This is a genomic window from Streptomyces echinatus (assembly GCF_014203595.1).
GTDB lineage: Bacteria > Actinomycetota > Actinomycetes > Streptomycetales > Streptomycetaceae > Streptomyces > Streptomyces echinatus.
This window is the reverse complement of the sequence record NZ_JACHJK010000001.1, coordinates 823,152-843,114: the sequence shown is the minus strand read 5'-3', so window position 1 is coordinate 843,114 and position 19,963 is coordinate 823,152. Positions and strand designations below refer to the sequence as shown.

Annotated in this window: 20 protein-coding genes; 10 read left to right on the top strand and 10 right to left on the bottom strand. The window is 73.5% G+C overall.

Annotated elements, in window-relative coordinates; translation table 11 throughout:
* Positions 1-42 precede the first annotated feature (42 nt).
* Positions 43-720 (top strand): bifunctional 4-hydroxy-2-oxoglutarate aldolase/2-dehydro-3-deoxy-phosphogluconate aldolase, encoded by a 678-nt coding sequence (eda, locus tag FHS34_RS03710; protein WP_184960910.1) that lies wholly within the window; start codon positions 43-45, stop codon positions 718-720.
* Here eda and FHS34_RS03705 read toward each other — a convergent pair.
* Genes FHS34_RS03705 through FHS34_RS03695 form a run of 3 tightly spaced genes read right to left on the bottom strand, consistent with a single transcriptional unit; the run spans position 692 to position 3,821 of the window.
* Entirely contained in the window at positions 692-2,212 is a 1,521-nt protein-coding gene (locus tag FHS34_RS03705) for a bifunctional RNase H/acid phosphatase (protein ID WP_184960907.1), read from the bottom strand. The two genes, eda and FHS34_RS03705, sit on opposite strands and share 29 nt — an antisense overlap.
* 12 nt (positions 2,213-2,224) lie before the next feature.
* A complete protein-coding gene (locus FHS34_RS43710) occupies positions 2,225-2,968 on the bottom strand; it encodes a zinc ribbon domain-containing protein (protein ID WP_184961345.1) in 744 nt (247 codons plus the stop codon).
* 16 nt (positions 2,969-2,984) lie between these two features.
* Complete coding sequence (locus FHS34_RS03695) at positions 2,985-3,821, bottom strand: Nif3-like dinuclear metal center hexameric protein (RefSeq protein WP_184960905.1); 837 nt, start codon at positions 3,819-3,821, stop codon at positions 2,985-2,987.
* Between the two features lie 187 nt (positions 3,822-4,008).
* On the opposite strand from FHS34_RS03695, the gene FHS34_RS03690 reads away from it, so the two are divergent.
* The gene (locus tag FHS34_RS03690; RefSeq protein ID WP_184960903.1) at positions 4,009-5,181 is read left to right on the top strand and encodes a hypothetical protein; all 1,173 of its coding nucleotides are present in this window, start codon (positions 4,009-4,011) and stop codon (positions 5,179-5,181) included.
* A gap of 96 nt (positions 5,182-5,277) precedes the next feature.
* Positions 5,278-5,442, top strand: coding sequence for a hypothetical protein (locus FHS34_RS03685; protein ID WP_184960899.1), 165 nt, complete (start codon positions 5,278-5,280; stop codon positions 5,440-5,442).
* Between the two features lie 40 nt (positions 5,443-5,482).
* Here the strand turns inward: FHS34_RS03685 and FHS34_RS03680 are convergent, their stop codons facing one another.
* From FHS34_RS03680 to chsH3, 3 genes are read right to left on the bottom strand one after another with little or no spacing between them, the layout of a single operon-like run.
* The gene (locus FHS34_RS03680) at positions 5,483-6,421 is read right to left on the bottom strand and encodes a 3-oxoacyl-ACP reductase (protein ID WP_184960897.1); all 939 of its coding nucleotides are present in this window, start codon (positions 6,419-6,421) and stop codon (positions 5,483-5,485) included.
* 20 nt (positions 6,422-6,441) lie between these two features.
* On the bottom strand, positions 6,442-7,518 hold the full coding sequence (locus tag FHS34_RS03675; protein ID WP_184960895.1) for a Zn-dependent alcohol dehydrogenase: 1,077 nt from the start codon (positions 7,516-7,518) through the stop codon (positions 6,442-6,444).
* A gap of 37 nt (positions 7,519-7,555) precedes the next feature.
* On the bottom strand, positions 7,556-8,413 hold the full coding sequence (gene chsH3 / locus FHS34_RS03670) for an enoyl-CoA hydratase ChsH3 (RefSeq protein WP_184960893.1): 858 nt from the start codon (positions 8,411-8,413) through the stop codon (positions 7,556-7,558).
* Between the two features lie 328 nt (positions 8,414-8,741).
* On the opposite strand from chsH3, the gene FHS34_RS03665 reads away from it, so the two are divergent.
* Positions 8,742-10,079, top strand: a complete 1,338-nt coding sequence (locus FHS34_RS03665; protein ID WP_184960891.1) for a sensor histidine kinase — start codon at positions 8,742-8,744, stop codon at positions 10,077-10,079.
* Positions 10,080-10,221: 142 nt separating this feature from the next.
* Positions 10,222-10,863, top strand: a complete 642-nt coding sequence (locus tag FHS34_RS03660) for a response regulator transcription factor (RefSeq protein WP_184960889.1) — start codon at positions 10,222-10,224, stop codon at positions 10,861-10,863.
* A gap of 76 nt (positions 10,864-10,939) precedes the next feature.
* Here FHS34_RS03660 and FHS34_RS03655 read toward each other — a convergent pair whose 3' ends face one another.
* The 3 genes from FHS34_RS03655 to FHS34_RS03645 all read right to left on the bottom strand — a co-directional run bounded on the left by FHS34_RS03655 (position 10,940) and on the right by FHS34_RS03645 (position 13,579).
* The gene (locus tag FHS34_RS03655) at positions 10,940-11,761 is read right to left on the bottom strand and encodes a hypothetical protein (RefSeq protein WP_221508420.1); all 822 of its coding nucleotides are present in this window, start codon (positions 11,759-11,761) and stop codon (positions 10,940-10,942) included.
* Positions 11,761-12,300, bottom strand: coding sequence for a SigE family RNA polymerase sigma factor (locus FHS34_RS03650; RefSeq protein WP_184960884.1), 540 nt, complete (start codon positions 12,298-12,300; stop codon positions 11,761-11,763). The genes FHS34_RS03655 and FHS34_RS03650 overlap by 1 nt, the downstream gene beginning before the upstream one ends.
* Positions 12,301-12,391: 91 nt before the next feature.
* Positions 12,392-13,579 carry a thiolase C-terminal domain-containing protein gene (locus tag FHS34_RS03645; protein ID WP_184960882.1) on the bottom strand — a complete coding sequence of 396 codons (1,188 nt, stop codon included), beginning with the start codon at positions 13,577-13,579 and terminating at the stop codon, positions 12,392-12,394.
* A gap of 163 nt (positions 13,580-13,742) precedes the next feature.
* Here FHS34_RS03645 and FHS34_RS03640 point away from each other — a divergent pair, with 163 nt between their 5' ends.
* From FHS34_RS03640 to FHS34_RS03620, 5 genes are all read left to right on the top strand, one after another.
* Positions 13,743-15,485: an MFS transporter gene (locus FHS34_RS03640; RefSeq protein WP_184960880.1), complete on the top strand. Its 1,743-nt coding sequence runs from the start codon at positions 13,743-13,745 to the stop codon at positions 15,483-15,485.
* A gap of 218 nt (positions 15,486-15,703) precedes the next feature.
* Entirely contained in the window at positions 15,704-16,354 is a 651-nt protein-coding gene (locus FHS34_RS03635; protein WP_184960878.1) for a class I SAM-dependent methyltransferase, read from the top strand.
* A gap of 22 nt (positions 16,355-16,376) precedes the next feature.
* Positions 16,377-17,333: an N-acetylmuramoyl-L-alanine amidase gene (locus FHS34_RS03630; protein ID WP_184960876.1), complete on the top strand. Its 957-nt coding sequence runs from the start codon at positions 16,377-16,379 to the stop codon at positions 17,331-17,333.
* An 83-nt stretch (positions 17,334-17,416) separates the two neighbouring features.
* Positions 17,417-18,238 carry a DUF5336 domain-containing protein gene (locus FHS34_RS03625; RefSeq protein ID WP_184961342.1) on the top strand — a complete coding sequence of 274 codons (822 nt, stop codon included), beginning with the start codon at positions 17,417-17,419 and terminating at the stop codon, positions 18,236-18,238.
* Between the two features lie 102 nt (positions 18,239-18,340).
* The gene (locus tag FHS34_RS03620; protein WP_184960873.1) at positions 18,341-19,351 is read left to right on the top strand and encodes an LLM class F420-dependent oxidoreductase; all 1,011 of its coding nucleotides are present in this window, start codon (positions 18,341-18,343) and stop codon (positions 19,349-19,351) included.
* 7 nt (positions 19,352-19,358) lie between these two features.
* Here FHS34_RS03620 and FHS34_RS03615 read toward each other — a convergent pair whose 3' ends face one another.
* On the bottom strand, positions 19,359-19,931 hold the full coding sequence (locus tag FHS34_RS03615) for a hypothetical protein (protein ID WP_184960871.1): 573 nt from the start codon (positions 19,929-19,931) through the stop codon (positions 19,359-19,361).
* Positions 19,932-19,963: the final 32 nt, after the last annotated feature.

Genomic DNA, 19,963 nt, shown 5'->3' with positions numbered 1-19,963 from the left:
CCTTCATTGCGCGTGTTGCAGCCGCTGGGCACGATGAGGGGCATGACCTCGCCGGTGCCCTCCGCTGCCGCTGCCTCCGTGCTGGATCTCGCCCCCGTCCTGCCCGTGGTGGTGCTCGCCGACGCCGCGGACGCCGTGCCGCTCGCGCGGGCCCTGGTGGCGGGCGGGCTGCCCGCGATCGAGGTGACCCTGCGGACCCCGGCCGCGCTGGACGCGATCCGGGCGATCAGCGCGGAGGTTCCGCGGGCCGTGGTCGGAGCGGGGACGGTGATCACGCCGGAGCAGGTGGAGGCGTGCACGGCGGCCGGGGCGCGGTTCCTGGTCAGCCCGGGGTGGACGCAGGCGCTGCTGGACGCGATGCGCGGGTCCGGGGTGCCGTACCTGCCGGGGGTGTCCACCGCCTCGGAGGTCGTCGCGCTGCTGGAGCGCGGGGTGCGGGAGATGAAGTTCTTCCCGGCGCAGGCCGCGGGCGGTACGCCCTATCTGAGGTCGCTGGCCGGCCCCTTGCCGCAGGTCCGGTTCTGTCCGACCGGCGGGATCGGACCGGCCACCGCGCCGGAGTACCTGGCCCTGCCCAACGTCACGTGCGTCGGCGGGAGCTGGATGGTCCCGGCGGACGCGGTGGCCGCCGGGGACTGGGGCCGGATCGAGGAGCTGGCCCGGGCCGCGGCCGGGCTCGGTGCGGCCGGACTCAGGGACGCAGGTGGGACGTGTCGTTGAACAGCCGTACGCTCGCGTTGCCGTCCGCGTAGTAGGCCACCGCCGACAGCGAAGCCGCCGAGAGCTCCATCCGGAACAGCGACTCGGGCGGGGCGCCGAGGGCGAGCCGCAGGAGGGTCTTGATCGGGGTCACATGGGTGACCAGCAGGACCGTGCGGCCCGCGTAGGCCGCGACCAGCTTGTCCCGGGTGGCCGCGATCCGGATGGCCGTCTCGGCGAAGCTCTCGCCGCCGCCGGTGGGGTGGGCCTCCGGGTCGGCGAGCCAGGCGTTCAGGTCCTCCGGGTGGCGGTCGCGGACCTCGCCGAAGGTCAGGCCCTCCCAGGCGCCGAAGTCCGTCTCGCGCAGACCGTCCTCGATCATGACGTCCAGGCCCAGCCGGGCGGCGACGATGCCGGCGGTCTCACGGGTGCGGGCGAGCGGAGAGGCGACGACCGCCTGGACGGTGCCGCGCCTGGCCAGCGCCTCCGCGACGCGCCGGGCCTGCTCGCGGCCGGCGTCGGAGAGGGAAGGGTCGGTGCCGCCGCTGCCGGAGAAGCGCTTCTGGGGGGTGAGGGGGGTCTCGCCGTGGCGGAGCAGTACGAAGGTGGCGGGGGCGCCGAGGTCGGGTGCGGCGCTCCAGCCGGGGGTCGACGGCTGCCGGGCGCCCTCGGGGCGCGGACCGCCGTCGGACAGGCGCTGCCCGCCGAGGGGTGCCGCCGCGCCCACCCGTGCCGCCCCAGCGGCACGACCGCCCGCGGCCGGGGCTGTGCCGGCGCCTGCGGCCGAGGCCGTCCCGGTGGTCGTGGCCGGGGCCGCGCCGGTGACCGCGGCCGAGGTCTTCTCGGTGCCCGCGGCCGGGGCCGAGCCGGGGCCTGTGGCCGGGGCCGGGCCGGGGCCTGTGGCCGTGCCGGAGCCTGTGGCCGGGGCCGGGCCGGTGGCCGCGGTTGTGGGCGCTTCGGTGGCGGTGTTCGGCCGGGTTTCCGCCAGCGCCGCTCGGGCCTTCGCCGCTCCCGCCGCCGCGTCGCCCGGGGGGCCCGAGGGCTCCGGGACGGCCGGCGGGGTGGCCAGGTCGGCCCGGGACTCCGACGGCGACCACTGCCGCCCCTTCGCCCCCGCGTCCATCGCCTCGTTGGCCAGCCGGTCCGCGTGCTTGTTCCGGTCCCGGGGCATCCACTCGTAGCTGACCCGGCCGGGCGGGAAGACCGACCGCGCCTCGGCCGCCAGCGGCTTCATGTCGGGGTGCTTGATCTTCCAGCGGCCCGACATCTGCTCGATGACGAGCTTGGAGTCCATGCGGACGTGCACCGACGCGTCCGGGTCCAGGGCGCGGGCGGCACGGAGACCGGCCACGAGGCCGCGGTACTCGGCGACGTTGTTCGTGGCGATGCCGATGTACTCCGCCGCCTCCGCCAGGGTCTCCCCCGTCGTCGCGTCGCTGACCACGGCCCCGTAACCGGCGGGCCCGGGGTTGCCCCGTGACCCGCCGTCGGCCTCGACGATGAACTCCCGCACCCCTGAAGCCCCTTACAGACCCGACTCCGACGTACGCACCAGGATGCGGCCGCAGTTCTCGCAGCGGACCACCGTGTCCGGCGCCGCCGAGCGGATCTCGCTCAGCTCGGTGATGGCCAGCTCCTGCCGGCAGCCCTGGCAGGTGCGGGCGTACAGCTTGGCCGCGCCGATGCCGCCCTGCTGCCCGCGCAGCTTGTCGTAGAGCTTCAGCAGGTCCGCGGGGACGGAGGCGGAGACGACCTCGCGCTCCTTGGTCACCGACGCGGCCTCGGCGTCGATCTCCCCCAAGGCCGAGTCCCGGCGCCCGGTGGCGTCGTCGATCTTCGACTGCACCGAGGCGACCCGCTCGGTCAGCTCGTTCACCCGCTCCTGCGCGCTCTCGCGGCGCTCCATGACCTCCAGGACCACGTCCTCCAGGTCTCCCTGCCGCTTGGCGAGGGAGGCGATCTCGTGCTGGAGGTTGGACAGGTCCTTCGGCGAGGTGACCGCACCGGAGTCCAGGCGCTGCTGGTCGCGGGCGGCGCGCTGGCGCACCTGGTCGACGTCCTGCTCGGCCTTGGTCTGCTCGCGGGCGCAGTCGCTCTCCTCGGTCTGCGCGGCCACGAGCAGGTCGCGCAGCTGCGTGAGGTCCTTCGTCAGCGACTCGATCTCGGCGTGCTCGGGCAGGGACTTCCGCTTGTGCGCGAGCTGCTGGAGGCGGACGTCGAGGGCCTGGACGTCGAGGAGACGGATCTGGTCGGCGGGCGCGGCGTTCAGTTGGGGGCTCCCAGGTTCAGCTAGAGGTGGTGGACGCCGCGTGGGCGGTCCAGGGGTCGGTGACCGTCTTGGAGACGTGGACGCGCAGGTCCCAGCCGTGACGGTCGGAGATCTCGTCGAGCTGGCTCGCGGCCAGCTCGCACCAGGGCCACTCGGTGGCCCAGTGCGCCGCGTCGATCAGCGCGAGAGGACTGTGGGCCACCGCCTCGGAGACGGGGTGGTGGCGCAGGTCGGAGGTGAGGAAGGCGTCGACGCCGGCCGCGCGAACCTGGTCGAAGAGGCTGTCGCCGGAGCCGCCGCTGACGGCCACCGTGCGGACGACGGCGTCGGGGTCGCCGGCCACCCGGATGCCCTGCGCGGTGGCGGGCAGCCGCTCGGCGGCGCGGGCGGCCAGTTCGCGGACGGTGAGCGGGTGGTCGAGCTCGCACACGCGGCCGAGGCCCCGGCACCCGTGCGGGTCGGTGGGGTCCGGTACGAGAGGCCGTACGACCCGGAGGTCCAGCGCGCCGGCGAGGGCGTCGGAGACACCCGGATCGGCGGTGTCGGCGTTGGTGTGGGCGACGTGCAGCGCGATGTCGTTCTTGATCAGCGTGTGCACGACCCGGCCCTTGAAGTGCGTGGCCGCGACCGTGGTCGTACCGCGCAGATAGAGCGGGTGGTGGGTGACCAGCAGGTCGGCGCCGAGCTTCACCGCTTCGTCGACGATCTCCCGCACGGGGTCGACGGCGAACAGGACCCGGGTGATCTCCTGGTCGGGATCGCCCACGACCGTACCGACCGCGTCCCAGGACTCGGCCCGCTCGGCGGGCCACAGGTTCTCCAGAGCGGCGATGACTTCAGACAGACGGGGCACGGGGCAAGGCTACCTGGCCGTTCGGCGCGGCTGTACCGCATGCGTCCGCTCTGCCCCGGCTCAGCACACACGCCCCGTTTTCCTCAGGTGAATCGCTTCTGCGCCACCCGTACGTGTGAAGCGGCCGTCGCCGGATCCCCCGCCTGTGCGTGCGAAAACTAGCTTCGTCGCCGGAGGTGACCGAACGATGACGGCCTGTGCGATCGAACCCCCGTCGACCGGTGCGGGGAACGGCGGGACGGAGTGCGCCATCACGGCGGACGGCGCGTACGCCGCCCGGCTCGCGCTGGACGGTGACTCCTGGTTCCCGGAGCGCTGGACCCTGGACGGCCCGGAGCCGTACGCGGTGCCCCTGCCCGGCGAGCGGCCGGAGGAGCCCGGCACCGGGGTGCAGCCGATGGGCGACGGCCGGGTGCTGATCCACCGGCCGGCGGACGGCCGGCACGCCTTCTCGCTGCTGTACCCGACCGGACCCGGCACCGGTGAGCTCTCGCTGGGCGCCGTGGAGTGTCCCGGGCCCGGCGGCCGGCTGACCCTGCTGCCGCCGGCGCCGGGGGGCGCCAGGGCGTACGCCCTCGCCGTGGGGCCGCGTTCCAGCGTGGTGTGGCTGGTGGCGGGTGCGGCGTTCGGTCCCGAGCGGCTCGCCGAGGTGCCGGGGCGCTGCTCGGGCGGGGTCTGGCTGGACCGCGGCGGGCGGCTGCTGGCGCTGGACCGGGAGCTGGACGGGCGCACCAAGACGGTCGTGGTGGACCTGGAGCGGGCCGGCGAGGTCTCGCCGCTGCTGCAGATCGCGGACGGCAGCGACGACCGGCTGCTGCTCGCCGACCCCGACAGCGGACTGCTGCTGATCTCCTCCGACGCGCCCTGCCCCGGGGTGGAGCGGCTGGGCTGGGGGGTGCTCGGCAGCACCCTGCCGGTGCGGTTCCCGGAGTGCCTGCGGCTGCCGGACTGCGCGGTGACGCCGTTCGCGATCCAGCCGGGGCAGGTGCTGACGCCGGAACACTGCGCGGTGGCGCTGCGGATGGACGGCGCGTTCGGCACCTGGGTGGGCACCTGGCGGCCGGCCGAGCGGCGGGTCCGCCACCTCGCGGCGCCCGAGGGGTGGCTCGCGGGGGCCGGGCTGTGGACGGAGGACGGGGTGCTGCGGCTGCCTTACGCGACGGAGGCGAACCCGTGCGGGGTGGCGGATCTGACGGCACCGCGGACCGGGAGCCCCGGGCAGGCCGGAGCGACGGCGGAACCCCGCCTTCCGGCAACGGAATCCAGTCTTCCGCCGAGGGAACCGGAGCCTCCGGCGCCGCTCGTGACCCGCCCGGTGCCGTTGCAGCAGGCCCCTCTGGGACGTCTTGTAACGAAGTAGTGCCGGTTGGCGTGTGCGCCTGGATTCGGCCCGTGGTGCGCCGGTTACACTCGCCCGGCTGTACGAAAGATCATGTTGACGGGGTGAAAACGTCCGATGAGCGACACCAGCACAACTGAACAGCTGTCTGCCGACTCTTACGAGACCGCCGGCCACGGCCGGCACCGGGGCCCGATCGCGGCCCAGGAGAGCGAGAGCGCTCCGCACGGCCGGCACCGCAAGCCGGCCCAGGAGGCGGCCGAGGCGGCCGCCTGGCGGTAGATGGACGAAGGGGTGCTCGTTCTCGAGCGCCCCTTCTGTTTCACCCCCGCCTGAGTCCCAGCACCTCCGCCGCCGCGAAGGTCTCCCCCGGCGGCCGGTCCGCGTAGTGCGGGGTGAGCAGGGCGTCGAGTTCGTCGTACGTGAAGGTGTCCTGCTTGCTGTCGAACCTGGCCCGTACCCGCGGCCGTTCGACGACCGCGACCATGCCGCCGTGCACGACCAGCAGCTGGCCGTTGACCCCGGCGGCGGCCGGCGAGGCCAGATAGCCGACGAGCGGAGCGACATGCTCGGGGGCGAGCGGGTCCAGCCCCTCCTCCGGCCGCCCGAAGCCGGCGAAGACGTCCTCGGTCATCCGGGTCCGGGCACGCGGGCAGATGGCGTTGGCCGTGACGCCGTACTTGGCGAGGGCGAGTGCGGTGGAGGTGGTCAGGCCCACGATCCCGCCCTTGGCCGCCGCGTAGTTGGGCTGGCCGGCGGACCCGGCGAGGAACGCCTCCGAGGAGGTGTTCACGATCCGCCCGTACACCGCGGCCCCGGCCGCCTTGGACCGCTCCCGCCAGTGCGCCGCGGCGAAGCGGGTGGTGTTGAAGTGCCCCTTGAGATGGACGCGGATCACCGAGTCCCACTCGTCCTCCGCCATGGAGAACACCATGCGGTCGCGCAGGATGCCGGCGTTGTTGACGAGGATGTCCAGCTTTCCGAACTCGGTGACGGCCAGCTGGACCAGTTCCCCGGCCCGGTCGAAGTCGGCGATGTCGCCGGAGTGCGCGAGGGCCCTGCCGCCGGCCGCGCGGATCTCCCGCGCCACCTCCTCGGCGGGCCCCGCGGAGGCGGCGCCCGACCCGTCCCGCCCGGGCTGTCCGTAGTCGTTGACGACGACGGCCGCGCCGAGCCCGGCGAGTTCCAGGGCCTCGGCCCGGCCGAGCCCGCGTCCGGCGCCGGTGACGATCGCGCAGAGTCCCTCGAGTGGCAGTGGCATGGCGGGAGTCCTCGGCTCTCTCAGATCTCGATGCAGGTACGCAGGGCGGCCCCGGTGCGCATCTGGTCCAGCGCCTCGTTGATCTCCGCGAGCGGCACCCGGTGGGTGATCAGGCCGGCCAGGTCGATCCGGCCGGCCCGCCACAGGGCGATCGTGCGCTCGTAGGAGCGCAGCACGTCGCCGCCGCCGTACATGGAGGGCAGGATCCGCTTCTCGTCGAAGAACAGCTCGAACATGTTGAGCTGGAGGAAGTCGTCCATGGCGCCGGCGCCGACCACGACGAGGGTGCCGCCGCGCCGGGTGTTCTCGTAGGCGGTGCGGGCGGTGGCGGACCTGCCGACGACCTCGAAGACGTAGTCGAAGCCCTCGCCGGCGGTGATCTCCTGCTTGGCGCCGGCCAGTTCCTCCGGTGAGACGGCCTTCGTGGCACCGAACCTCAGCGCGGACTCGCGCCGGGAGGCGACCGGGTCCACGGCCACGATCTCGGCGGCGCCCTTCAGCCGGGCCCCTTGGACAGCCGAGATGCCGACGCCCCCGCAGCCGATGACGGCGACCGAGGAACCGGCTTCCACGTCGGCGGTGTTGAGCGCGGCGCCGAGACCGGTGGTCACCCCGCAGCCGATCAGCGCGGCGATGTCGAAGGGCACGTCCTGGGGGATGGGCACGGCACAGCCGGCGTCGACCACGACCTCCTCGGCGAAGGTGCCGGTGCCCGCGAAGCCGAAGAGATCGCCGCCGGGGCGACGGAAGTTGGGGGTGCCCGCGTTCATGAACCCGGCCAGGCAGAGCTGGGTCTGCCCGCGTTTGCAGGCCGGACAGGCCCCGCAGGCAGGCAGCCAGCACAGCACGACCCGGTCACCGGGCTTCAGGTGCCGGACCCCCTCCCCCACTTCCAGGATGTCACCGGCTCCCTCGTGGCCGGGCACGAAGGGGGCCGGCTGGGGCAGCACCCCGCTCATCGCGGACAGGTCCGAGTGGCACAGCCCGGTGGCGCGCACCCGGACCCTGACCTTGCCGGGGCCGAAGCCCACCGCCTCGACGTCGTCGAGGACCTCCAGCTTTTCCTGGCCGATCTCGTGCAGTACGGCTGCGCGCATGGTGCGGCTCCCCTCGGAGGCTGTTCGCGGCGTGCTGTCAGGAGTGCTGAACGACGGTGTCGGTGAGCACCGGGGCGTCGTCCCGGTCCGCGGCGCCCACCGTGACCCGCACCCGCCCGTCCTCCCGCCACATGCGGATGCGCAGGGTCTCGCCCGGGAACACGGTCCCGGCGAACCGGGTGCTGTAGCCGCGCACCCGGGTCGCGTCACCGCCGAGCAGCGTGTCGACGACCGCCTTGAGCGTGATGCCGTAGGTGCACAGCCCGTGCAGGATGGGCCGTTCGAAGCCGGCGCGCTTGGCGAAGTCGGGGTCGGCGTGCAGCGGGTTCCAGTCTCCGGAGAGGCGGTAGAGCAGGGCCTGGTCCTCGCGGACCGGGCGCTCGACGGTCCGGTCGGGCTCCCCGGCCGGCGGGGCCGGCCGGTCGGAGGGGCCGCGGTCACCGCCCCAGCCGCCCTCCCCTCGTACGAAGATCTGGGCGTCGTTGGTCCACAGCGGGCCGTCGGCGTCGGCGACCTCGGTGCGCATGACGAGGACGGCCGCCTTGCCCTTGTCGTACACGGCGGCGATCCGGCCGGTGGCGGTGGCGGTGCCCCGCGCCGGGATCGGGCGGTGAAGGGCGAGGGTCTGCCCGCCGTGCAGGACGCGTGCCAGATCGACCTCGACACCCGGCATGGACAGCCCGCTGATCACTCCCGGCGAGCCGTTGCCCGCGACGGTGGCGAAGCTCGGCAGGACGTGCAGCCGGGACTCCAGGGTGTAGCGCAGCTCGTCGGGGTCGGTGGCGGGCCGGCCGGCGCCGATGCCCAGGTGGTAGAGGAGCACGTCCTTGTGGTCCCAGGTGATCTCGCCGGTCCGGGGTTCGGCCGCGAGGGCCTTCGCTGCGTCGATGGGCATGGGGCTCCTGAGACAGTGACGGCGAAAGACCCCGGCGCGGACGTCCGCACCGTCGGCCGCACCGGGGTCGCTGCGGTCCGGACCGGAACCGATCCAGAGAGCAGATCTAGAACGCGTTCCAGTCCGGCGCCCCTTGTATAGCCCAGCGCCCCGCAGTTGTGAAGTCTCCTGACACCGCGTCAGCCCCGGGCGGCACCTGTGACATTTGTACTGCCCTAGTCCGTACAGACGCATCTGCCGGAGCGGGGTCCGGCTCCGTAGGGTCGGTCCGTACGCTGTGCCGGCGTACCGCCGAGGGCGGGCCGGCTGATCGGGGGAGACGGAAGAGATGACGTGGCGGCAGAACGTGCGGCTCCGGGTGCGGACCTGTCAGTCGGCGCGGAGCGAGTGGAAGGCGGCGCGGGACGAGTGGAAGGCGGAGTACGAGCGTTCCAAGGCCGCACGGCGGGCCGCCGGAAAGAAGCCCGGGTTCCCGGACACCGACCATCCGGGTCCGCCCCCGACCGGCTTCACCCTGCTGCCCTGGCTGCTGCTGGGACTGGGAGCCTTCTCCAACCTGCTCCAGGGCGAGACCCCGAACCCGTGGATCGGCGGCCTGGGCCTTCCGGTCTTCAACTCCCTCTACATCTACGTCACCTTCCGCTCCTTCGACCGGGTCAAGCGCGAGTCCGTGTCCACCCGGGTGGCGCTCGGCCTGATGGGCCTGCTGACCACCGGCCTGGCCCTCGGCTACGGCGGTGACTGGCTGACGTTCTTCCCGCTGCTGGGGCTGGCGACCGGCGCCGCTCTGCGCGGCCGGGGGCTGGGACGCACGGGTCTGCTGCTCGCGCTGTACGCCGGTGCCATCGCCTACGTCCGTGGCGGCTGGGACGACGCCACCGGCATCGGGTACGCCACCTTCATCTCCAGCATGGTGACCGCCGCGATCCTCGGGCTGTCCGAGGCCGTGCGGGAACTGCGGGCCGCCCGTGAGGAACTGGCCCGGCGCGCGGTGGAGAAGGAGCGGCTGCGGTTCTCCCGCGATCTGCACGATCTGCTCGGGCACACCCTGTCGGTGATCGTGGTGAAGTCGGAGGCGGCCCGGCGGCTGGCCCCGCGCGACATGGACGCGGCCCTGGGGCAGATCACGGACATCGAGTCGGTGGGCCGGCAGGCGCTCACCGAGATCCGCGAGGCGGTGACCGGTTACCGCGAGGGCAGCCTGGCCACCGAGCTGACCCGGGCCCGGTCCGCGCTGTCCGCGGCGAGCGTGCAGCCGGTGGTCCGGCAGTCCGGGGCGCCGCTCGACCCGCAGAGCGAGGCGCTGCTCGGCTGGGTGGTGCGCGAGGCGGTCACCAATGTCGTCCGGCACAGTCGCGCGAGCCGCTGCGAGATCACCGTGGAGGGAGCCGCCGAGCGGGTCCGGCTGACGGTCACGGACAACGGCACGGGGACGGGCACAGGCACAGGCACCGGCCCCGGCACCGGCACCGGCACCGGGGCGGACACCTGCGAGGGGGTCGGCGGTACGGGGCTGAAGGGGCTGACCGAGCGCCTCGCGGCGGCGGGCGGCTCCCTCACGGCCGGCCCGGCGCCACGCGGCGGTTTCACGGTCACCGCCGACCTCCCGGTCGGCGCGGACGAGTTGACGGCCGCGACGCCCGGGGCGGCCCGGCAGCCCGGATGACGTCCCCGCGGGGCTGCCGACGGGGCCGGTGGCCGCAGGGGCCGGGGAGCCGGCGGTCCGCCCGGAACCGGCGGCTCCCGGGCTCCGGGCTCGCCCCTGAGCGCGGGGCGCTCCCGCCGGGGTGTCGCCGTACTCTGAGGCCATGAACGAGATGCCCCGGGACCACCGGCCCGCCAAGTGCATCCGGGTCCTGCTCGCCGAGGACCAGGGCATGATGCGCGGCGCTCTCGCCCTGCTGCTCGGCATGGAGGGCGACATCGAGGTCGTGGCCCAGCTGGGCTCGGGGGACGGCATCGTGGACGCCGTGCTCGTCCACCGGCCGGACGTGGCCCTGCTGGACATCGAACTGCCGGGGCTGAGCGGGCTGGACGCGGCCGCCGAGCTGAGGAAGCAGGCGCCCGACTGTCGGGTGCTGATCCTCACGACGTTCGGCCGGCCCGGCTATCTGCGCCGGGCCATGGAGGCCGGTGCGGCGGGCTTCCTCGTCAAGGACGGGCCGGTGGAGGAGCTGGCCGAGGCCGTCCGCCGCGTGCTCACCGGGGAGACCGTGGTCGATCCGGCGCTGGCCGCCGCCGCGCTCAGCGCCGGGCCGAGTCCGCTGACGGCCCGCGAGTGCGACGTGCTCAACGCGTCGGCCGACGGGGCGACCGTCGCCGACATCGCCGGCCGGCTCCGTCTGTCCGAGTCCACCGTCCGCAACTACCTCTCCTCCGCGATCGGCAAGACCGGCACCCGCAACCGGGCCGAGGCGGTCCGGGAGGCCCGTCAGCAGGGCTGGCTGTGACCGGCACCTCCCCCGCGGCCGATGCCTCCCCCGCGGCCGACGTCTTCCCCGGGACCGGCGCCTTCCCCGCGCCCGGTCACTTCGTCACCTTCGCGTCCTTCAGGGACGTCCCCTCGGGGCCGACGCACACGAACCAGTTGCCCCCCGGGTAGCCGGCCACCGGCCGGATCAGCGCGGTGCCGTCAAGAGTGCCGGGCGAGGGGTCCGCCGGCCGGGCCACGGTGGAGGTGCCGTCCTTCCAGCGGCAGGTGACCTCGCGGGCGGTCTTCGCCACATGACCGACCACGAGCCGGTCGGGGGCCGTGGCGCTGGGCTCCTCGTCGAGAGGGACGGCGGCCGCCTGGAGGTCGGTGCCGGAGAGGCGGTCGACCCGCTCGGCCGTGTCGAACATGACCCCCAGCGAGAGGCTGTCACCGTAGGACCGGAACGAGAAGTACGACGACCTGCCCACCAGTTCGGCCTTGTCCACGTACGGCCTGAGGCCCATCCGCTTCATGGCGTCGAACTGCCGGTCCGCCTCTCGCGCGTCACGCGGCGCCCCCCACACCTGGACCCAGACCCGCCACTCCTTCCCGTGCTCGGTCCCCCGCGCCAGCTCCGTCTGCTGCGGCTCGTACACATGCCGCGCCTTCGCGGACAGCGGCCTGGACACGGTCGGCGTCACCTGGTCCGCGTGCACCCCGGGCAGCCCGGCGAACGCCAGCGTCGCCCCCGTCGAGCCCGCCAGCGCCAGGGTGGTGGCCGCCGCCACCGCCCAGCGTCGCGCCCTGCGCCTTCTGCCGCCGCGGATGACCGCCTGGACCGGGGCTATGCCGATCTCGACCTCGTCCGCCGCGTCCGCGAGCAGGAGGGCGATGTCCGTCTGCGTCATGTCGTGGTTCTCCCGGTAGCCGCTCATCACTTCCGCCCTCCGTGCGTCACCGTCTCCGCCAGTCCCGGTATGGCCCGCAGTTTCGCGATCCCCTTGGCGGCGTTGCTCTTCACCGTGCCGACCGAACAGCCCATCGCCTCGGCCGTCTGCGTCTCCGTCAGGTCCTCCCAGTAGCGCAGGACGACGGCTTCCCGCTGCCGCGCGGGCAGTTGGGCGAGCGCCGTGAGCAGCGCGCCGCGGTCGTCGGCCTGGGCGATCCGGTCCCCCGTGTCGGCCACCTCGCGCACCAGGCCGGAGTCGTCCCTCGGCGCCAGGAACTCCCGGAGCCTTCTGCGGTGCCGGCGCGCGTGGGCGTTGATCATCACGCGCCGTACATACGCCTCCGGGTCGTCGGCGGCGCCGACCCGGCGCCAGGCCACGTAGACCTGTTCGAGCGTCGACTGGACCAGGTCCTCGGCGGCGTGCTGCTCCCCCGTGAGGAGGAATGCCGTACGCATCAGCCGCGGCCAGCGGCCGACCATGAAGCTCTGGAACTCCTCGTTCCGACTCTGCTTCCCGTCCCCCATGGGCACCTCCTAGATGTCAAAAGGAGTCCATGAGCCGCCCGGACCGTTGCCTCGATCAGCAGAAGCCGAGGAATTTTCCTCCCGCCCCTCCCTACACCGCCCGCAGCACGGTCACCACCGCCGCGCCGCCCAGCCCGATGTTGTGCGCGAGGCCCACCCGCGCCCCCGGCACCTGCCGCGCGTCCGCCTCGCCGCGCAGCTGCCACACCAGCTCGGCCGTCTGCGCCAGCCCGGTCGCGCCCAGCGGATGGCCCTTGGAGATCAGCCCGCCGGACGGGTTCACCACCCACCGGCCGCCGTACGTCGTGGCGCCCGACCCGGCCAGCCCGCCCGACTCCCCCGGCGCGCACATGCCGAGGGCCTCGTACGTGAGGAGTTCGTTGACGGAGAAGCAGTCGTGCAGCTCGATCACGTCGACGTCCTCGATGCCGAGCCCGGCCCGCTCGTACGCCTGCCGGGCCGCCGCCCGGGACAGCGGCTGTCCGACGACGTCGACGCAGGAGCCGGAGGCGAAGGACTCCTCGGTGTCCGTGGCCATGGCCTGTCCGGCGATCTCGGCCAGGCCGGTCAGGGACCGCTGCTGCGCGAACCGTTCCGAGACGACCACGGCCGCCGCCGCGCCGTCCGAGGTGGGCGAGCACTGGAGCTTGGTGAGCGGGGCGTGCACCATGCGCGCGGCGAGGACGTCCTCGACCTCGTACACGTCCCGGAACTGGGCGTAGGGGTTGTGCGCGGAGTGCCGGTGGTTCTTGGCGGCGACCGCGGCGAGCTGTTCGGCGGTCGTGCCGTACTTCTCCATGTGCTCGCGGGCGGCGGCGGCGAAGATCTGCGCGGTCGGCGGGGCCGCCGCGAAGCCGTGCCGGGCGGCCATGATCCCGTAGTGCCGGGCGACCGGGGACGCGGCGAAGTCGCCCCCGTCGGCCCCCGCGCCGAGCGCCCCCTTCCGCATCTCCTCGAAGCCCAGCGCCAGCACGCAGTCGCAGGCGCCGCCCTCGACGAGCTGGCGGGCCAGCATGAGGGCGGTCGCGCCGGTCGCGCAGTTGTTGTTGACGTTGTAGACGGGGACGCCGGTCAGGCCGAGTTCGTAGACGGCGCGCTGGCCGGCGGTGGAGGGCTGGAAGCAGTAGCCGATGGGAACCTGTTCCACGTCGGTGTAGGCGAGGCCGGCGTCGGCGAGCGCCGCGCCTCCCGCCTCCCGCACCATGTCCCAGTACTGCCATTCACGGGTCTCGGGCTTCTCGAACCTGGTCATCCCGACCCCGGCGACATAGGCCTTCATGGCGCGTCAGACTAGAACGTGTTCCACCAACGCACCAGCTCCTGACGCCGCATCAGTAAGTCATGGATGGGTCAAGAAATCATTAGAGGCCCGAAGCAACGGAATAGTTGCCTGTGCATACGAGGTTTACCCGGCACTCATGACACGCGGAAGGCCTCACTCCATGACAGACACGACGACCGACCAGCCCACCCGGAGAGCGGGTGGCGCGGTGGTGCCGGTGCTCGCCTTCGCCGGCATCGTCGTCGCGGTGATGCAGACGCTGCTCGTGCCGGTCATCAAGGACCTGCCGCAGCTGCTGGACACCGCGCCGAGCGACGCCACCTGGGTCCTCACCTCGACCCTGCTGTCCGGCGCCGTGGCCACCCCCATCATGGGCCGCCTCGGCGACCTCTACGGCAAGCGGCGCATGCTCGTCCTGAGCCTCGCCGTGATGGTCGTCGGCGCCCTGGTCAGCGCGCTCACCAGCCAGCTGCTCACCATGATCGTGGGCCGGACCCTCCAGGGCTTCGCCATGGGCGCGATACCCCTGGGCATCGGCCTGATGCGGGACATGCTGCCGCGCGAGCGGCTCGGCTCGGCCATGGCCCTGATGAGCTCCTCGATCGGCGTCGGCGGCGGCCTCGCCCTGCCCGCCGCGGCCCTGGTCGCCCAGCACATGGACTGGCACGCCCTGTTCTACGGCGCCGCCGGCCTCGGCGTGCTCGCCATCCTGCTCACCCTGCTCGCCGTCCCCGAGTCCCCGATGCGTGCCGAGGGCTCCTTCGACCTGCTCGGCGCGCTGGGCCTGTCCACCGGCCTGGTGCTGCTCCTGCTGCCCATCACCAAGGGCAGCGACTGGGGCTGGTCCTCCGGCACCACGCTCGGCCTGTTCGCCGCGTCCGTCGTCGTGCTCCTGCTGTGGGGCCTGTTCGAGCTGCGCGTCCAGGCGCCCCTGGTCGACCTGCGCACCACCGCCCGGCCGGCCGTCCTCTTCACGAACCTCGCGTCGATCATGGTCGGCGTGGCGTTCTACGTCGTCTCGCTCGTCCTGCCCCAGCTGCTCCAGCTGCCCGCCGCGACCGGGTACGGACTGGGCCGGTCGATGGTCGTCGCGGGCCTGTGCGTCGCCCCGCTGGGCCTGACGATGATGTTCACGGCGCCGGTGTACGCCCGTCTGTCGGCCCGCTACGGCCCCAAGGTCACCCTGATCATCGGCCTGCTGATCATCGCGGTCGGCTACGGCGGCGGCCTCGGCCTGATGGACGCCGCCTGGCAGACGATCGTCACGTCCGTGATCCTCGGCGCCGGCATCGGCCTCGCCTACTCCTCGCTGCCCGCGCTGATCGTCGGCGCGGTCCCGGCCTCCGAGACCGGCGCGGCCAACGGCCTGAACACGCTGATGCGGTCCATCGGCACCTCGGTGTCGAGCGCCGTCATCGGCATGGTGCTCGCCAACACGGCGAACGACGTGGGCGGCGTCGCGATCCCGACCATGCACGGCTTCCGGGTGTCCTTCCTGATCGCCACCGCCGCGGTGGCCGTCGGCCTGCTGCTGGCGCTCTTCCTGCCGAAGGCCGCCCGCCCGGCCCAGCACACGCAGCTGCGGGCCAGCAGCGAGGAGGACGCGGCGCTGGAGCGCGCCGAGGAGGCGCTGCGCGGTTTCCGCGGCCGGGTGCTCGGCGCGGACGGCGCCCCGGTCGCCCGGGCCAAGGTCACCCTGATCGACCGCCGGGGACGGCAGGCCGGCGCGACCGTCTCCGGCGAGGACGGCGGCTACACGCTCGCCGTGCCGTCCCAGGGCGCGTACGTGCTGGCCGCGCGGGCCTCCGGCCACGGCCCGCTGGCCTCGTCGGCCTCGCACTCCGGTGAGGAGCGCGCCGTCGATCTGGACCTTTCGCTGCCCGGCGAGAGTGTGAGCGCCTGAGGAACCCGGGGACTGCCCGCCCTCCGGCCGAGGCCCCGGCGGGTCCGCGTGGCGGGGCCGCGCACCGGCCGCGGCCCCGTAGCGCCCGCGCGGCGGAGCCGCACGCCGGCAACGTCCCGCGCCCCTCGCGGGACGTTGTCCGCACCCCCTGTGCCCTCGTGGCCGGGGGGTGCGGCAGCATGGGCGGTCAGACTGTCGTACGACCCGGAAGGCCGCCCATGCCCGCCGCACCCAAGCCCGAGATCCTGGCCGCGTTCGAGGCGGCGAAGGGGTTCATGCCCGTGGACGAGGGGCTGGCGCTGTACGCGGCGGCGGTGGAGGCGGGGCGGCTGGGGCTGCCGCTGCTGGAGGTCGGCACGTACTGCGGGCGCTCCACGATCCTGCTGGCCGACGCGGCCCGCGCGGCCGGGGTCACGGCGCTGACCGTCGACCACCACCGGGGCAGCGAGGAGCAGCAGCCCGGCTGGGACTACCACGACCCGGAGACGGTCGATGCGGAGATCGGCCTCATGGACACGCTCCCGGCGTTCCGCCGCACGCTGTTCAAGGCCGGGCTGGAGGAGCACGTGGTCGCGGTCGTCGGCCGTTCCCCGCAGATCGCGAAGATCTGGAACTCCCCGCTCGGGTTCGTCTTCGTCGACGGCGGCCACACCGACGAGCACGCCGGCGCCGACTACGAGGGCTGGGCACCGCACGTGGCCGAGGGCGGGCTGCTCGTCATCCACGACGTCTTCCCGCACCCCGAGGACGAGTTCACGGGCCAGGCGCCGTACCGCGTGTACCTGCGGGCACTCGGGTCCGGGGCGTTCACGGAGGTCTCGGCGACCGGCTCGCTGCGCGTCCTGCGGCGAACCGGGGCGGGGATCTGAGGCCCCGGTTAGAGTCGCAGACGTGTCGTACACAGGCCCGGACTTCGATGCCCCCCGGCCCCGCCGTCCCCGGCGCGGCCCGCTGACCGTCGCGCTCGCCGCGCTGGTGCCCGGCGCGTTGCTCGGCTGGGTGGTCTACGAGGCGGTCGGCGGCAGCGGGCCGGGCGGCGGGGACCGTACGGCCTCGCCCGCGCCGGCCTCACGCGCCTCCACGCTGTCCTCCGCCCCGGCGGCCCCCGCCTCCCCGGGCGACGACGCCAAGGTGTCCGCCTCGCCCTCCGCCCGGCCGGACTCCTCCGGCCCGCTCAGGGGGAAGGTCGTCGTCGTCGACCCGGGCCACAACCCGGGCAACTTCCGGCACCCGGCCGAGATCAACCGCCAGGTGGACATCGGGACGCACAGCAAGGAGTGCGACACCACCGGGACGTCCACCAACGACGGTTACAGCGAAGCCCGGTTCACGCTCGACCTGGCGCACCGGCTGCGCACCCTGCTGGAGCGGCAGGGTGCCACGGTGAAACTGACCCATGACGACGGCGCCCCGTCCTGGGGGCCGTGCGTGGACGAGCGGGCCCGGATCGGGAACACCGCGCACGCGGACGCGGCGATCTCCCTGCACGCCGACGGCTCCGCCGCCGGCAACCGCGGCTTCCACGTCATCCTGCCGGGGTCCGTGCACGCGGGAGCGGCGGACACCCGCGGCATCGTCGGTCCGTCGCACGACCTCGGGGTGCGCGTGGCGGGCAACTACCTTCGCGAGACGGGCGAACCGCCCTCCAACTACCTTGGCGAAGGTACCGGTCTGGTCACGCGTACGGACCTGGGTGGTCTCAATCTGTCAACGGTTCCCAAGGTGTTCATCGAGTGCGGCAACATGCGCGATAGCAAGGACGCGGCACTGCTGACCAGCGGCGCCTGGCGACAGCAGGCGGCGCAAGGGATCTCTGAGGGAATCGTGAGTTTCCTGCGCGATTCGTGACCGGCGTGCGGAACCGGCCGGACAGCCCGATCTTGCGGACGGTAGTGTCTACCGACGACGAGACGACCTACGAAGGACCTGAAGTGAATATCCGCTCCCTCACTAGAGGCGACGGCGTGGTGATCGGAGCAGCGGTGGTGCTGTTCATCGCGTCGTTCCTCAGCACGTTCGACAGCGACGGCAGGGACGTCCCCAACGCCTGGGACAACCTGGGCCTGGTAATGAGCATGTACGTCGGTGGAATCGTCGGCGCGGTCCTGATCGTCGTCGCCCGCGCCCTCCCGCAGCCTCGCAAGGTCGCCGGAATGGACCTCGGCCAGGTCGGTGTCGCCCTGACGCTGTTCGCCGCCTGGACCTCGTTCTGGACGATCATCGATCCGCTGGGCGCCTTCGACCAGTTCGACCAGTTCGACGTCGGAGCGGGCTCCGGCCTGATCCTCGGCCTCATCGCCGCGCTGCTGCTGGCCGCCGCCGCCATCGCCACCCCCCTGCTGCCCGCGCTGCAGGCCCCGCTGGTGCCGGCCGCCAAGCCGGCCGCCCCGCAGCCCTACGGCGCCCAGCCGCCCGGTGGTTACGGCTACCCGGGCGCCCAGCCCCAGCAGCCGTACGGCGCCCAGCCGCAGCCGGGTCAGCCGTTCGGTCAGCAGCCGCCGGCCGGTCCGGGTGCTCCGGCGCAGCCCGCCCCGGCGGCGCAGCCCGCGACCGGGGACTTCTCCCCGTTCTGGTTCGCCGTTCCGGTGACCCGTCCGCTGTTCGCGGAGGACGGTTCGCCGTCGCCCATCGCCGAACTGGCCCCGGGCACCTGGTACCTGGCCGTCGAGCAGCGTGGTGCCACGCTGGTCGCGCAGACCCAGGACGGCCGCCGTGGCGTGCTGCAGGACACCTCCGGCATCCAGCGCGGCTGAGCCCCGCACACCGCCGTACCGGCCCCTCGCCCTTCCGGGCGGGGGGCCGTTGCCGTACAGTCGCCTCCCTGCTGTGAACTGACGAATCGTCAGGAGGCGCGTATGCGGCTCGGTCTCGCACTCGGCTACTGGGGACGCGGTCCGGACGCCGGCCATGTGGCGCTCGCCCAGGAGGCGGAACGGCTCGGCTACGCCTCCGTGTGGACGGCCGAGTCCTGGGGCTCGGACGCCTTCACCCCGCTGACCTGGATCGCCGCGCGGACGTCGACGATCAGGCTGGGCACGGCGGTCGCCCAGATGGCCGCGCGGTCGCCGGCCGCCACCGCGATGCACGCGCTCACGCTGGACCACCTCTCCGGCGGACGCGTGCTGCTCGGACTCGGGCTCTCCGGGCCCCAGGTGGTGGAGGGCTGGTACGGCCGCCCGTTCCCGAAGTCGCCGCTGACCGCGACCCGGGAGTACGTGGACGTCGTACGCCAGGTGCTGCGCCGGGACGCGCCGGTCACCGTGGACGGGCGGTTCCATCCCCTGCCCTACCGCGGCCCGGACGGCACCGGCCTCGGCAAGCCGCTCAGATCGATCACGCATCCCCTGCGCCCCGGCCTCCCGGTCCTGCTCGGCGCCGAGGGGCCGAGGAACGTCGCCCAGACCGTCCGGATCGCCGACGGCTGGCTGCCGCTGTACTGGGCGCCGAACCGGCCCGGGGTGTACGGGGACGCGGTACGGGAGTTGCCCGCGGGATTCACGGTCGCTCCGCTGGCCAGGGTGAAGGTGTGTGACGACGTCGCCGAGGGGCTGCTGCCCGTCAAGGCCATGCTCGGCTTCTACATCGGCGGGATGGGCCACGCGGCGCGCAACTTCCACGCCGACCTGATGGCCCGCATGGGCTACGAAGAGCAGGCCCGCCGCGTCCAGGAGCTGTTCCTGGCCGGGCGCCGGGAGGAGGCCGTGCTGGCCGTCCCGGACGCCTTCGCCGACGAGATCTCCCTGGTCGGTCCGCGCGAACGCATCGCGGAGCGGCTGGAGTCGTGGCGAGCGGGCCCGGTGACGGACCTGCTGGCCCTGTCACCGGACCCGCACACCCTCCGGGTGCTGGCGGAGCTGAACTCCTGACCGCCGCCTAGCCCTTGGCGAGCTGGGAGCCGGAGGGCACCTGGTCCTTGACCGGGGCACCGGCGTCCTGGCCCGCGCCCTTGACCTTGCCGATGATGTCGTCGAACGAACTCGCCGCGTCCCCGTCGCCCTTGCGGAGCTTGGACGGCAGGTTCTTCAGGCTGTCGATGCCGGCGCTCAGCGGCGCGATGGCCTTGGAGAGCAGCGGATCGCCCTGGGCGTTCTTCTGGGCCGCCTTGAGCCTGTTGTAGGCGAAGGCGCCGGCGAGACCGGCCTTGATCAGGGCGGTCCTGCGGCCCTTGGCGCCCTTCTTGAACTTGCCGGCCTTCCAGGGCTTCACGATCCACTGGTAGGTCGCGCCCGCCGCGAGGCCCGCGTTCGCCACGAACCGGGTCTTGGCGAGCTTCTGGCGCTCGGCGGACGGTGACGCGGACGGGCTGGGTGAGTCGGCGGCGGGTACGGCTTGCGCCGCCGCGGTGTCCTTCGCACTGCTCTTCTCGCTGCCGCAGGCGGTGGCTCCGGCCACCAGGGCACAGCACAGGGTGAGCGCCACGAAGAGGCGCCGTATCGGTACGGGCACGTGGTCCTCCGACGGATCCTCCCCGAGCGGTC

What these genes read in the sequence shown, in the direction of transcription:
- eda (WP_184960910.1), top strand. Translation starts at nt 43, where the DNA reads ATGACCTCGCCGGTGCCCTCCGCTGCCGCTGCCTCCGTGCTGGATCTC.
- FHS34_RS03640 (WP_184960880.1), top strand. Translation starts at nt 13,743, where the DNA reads ATGACAGACACGACGACCGACCAGCCCACCCGGAGAGCGGGTGGCGCG.
- FHS34_RS03665 (WP_184960891.1), top strand. Translation starts at nt 8,742, where the DNA reads ATGACGTGGCGGCAGAACGTGCGGCTCCGGGTGCGGACCTGTCAGTCG.
- FHS34_RS03655 (WP_221508420.1), bottom strand. Translation starts at nt 11,761, where the DNA reads ATGAGCGGCTACCGGGAGAACCACGACATGACGCAGACGGACATCGCC.
- FHS34_RS03620 (WP_184960873.1), top strand. Translation starts at nt 18,341, where the DNA reads ATGCGGCTCGGTCTCGCACTCGGCTACTGGGGACGCGGTCCGGACGCC.
- FHS34_RS03685 (WP_184960899.1), top strand. Translation starts at nt 5,278, where the DNA reads ATGAGCGACACCAGCACAACTGAACAGCTGTCTGCCGACTCTTACGAG.
- FHS34_RS03645 (WP_184960882.1), bottom strand. Translation starts at nt 13,579, where the DNA reads ATGAAGGCCTATGTCGCCGGGGTCGGGATGACCAGGTTCGAGAAGCCC.
- FHS34_RS03635 (WP_184960878.1), top strand. Translation starts at nt 15,704, where the DNA reads ATGCCCGCCGCACCCAAGCCCGAGATCCTGGCCGCGTTCGAGGCGGCG.
- FHS34_RS03675 (WP_184960895.1), bottom strand. Translation starts at nt 7,518, where the DNA reads ATGCGCGCAGCCGTACTGCACGAGATCGGCCAGGAAAAGCTGGAGGTC.
- FHS34_RS03660 (WP_184960889.1), top strand. Translation starts at nt 10,222, where the DNA reads ATGAACGAGATGCCCCGGGACCACCGGCCCGCCAAGTGCATCCGGGTC.
- FHS34_RS03650 (WP_184960884.1), bottom strand. Translation starts at nt 12,300, where the DNA reads ATGGGGGACGGGAAGCAGAGTCGGAACGAGGAGTTCCAGAGCTTCATG.
- chsH3 (WP_184960893.1), bottom strand. Translation starts at nt 8,413, where the DNA reads ATGCCCATCGACGCAGCGAAGGCCCTCGCGGCCGAACCCCGGACCGGC.
- FHS34_RS03680 (WP_184960897.1), bottom strand. Translation starts at nt 6,421, where the DNA reads ATGCCACTGCCACTCGAGGGACTCTGCGCGATCGTCACCGGCGCCGGA.
- FHS34_RS03690 (WP_184960903.1), top strand. Translation starts at nt 4,009, where the DNA reads ATGACGGCCTGTGCGATCGAACCCCCGTCGACCGGTGCGGGGAACGGC.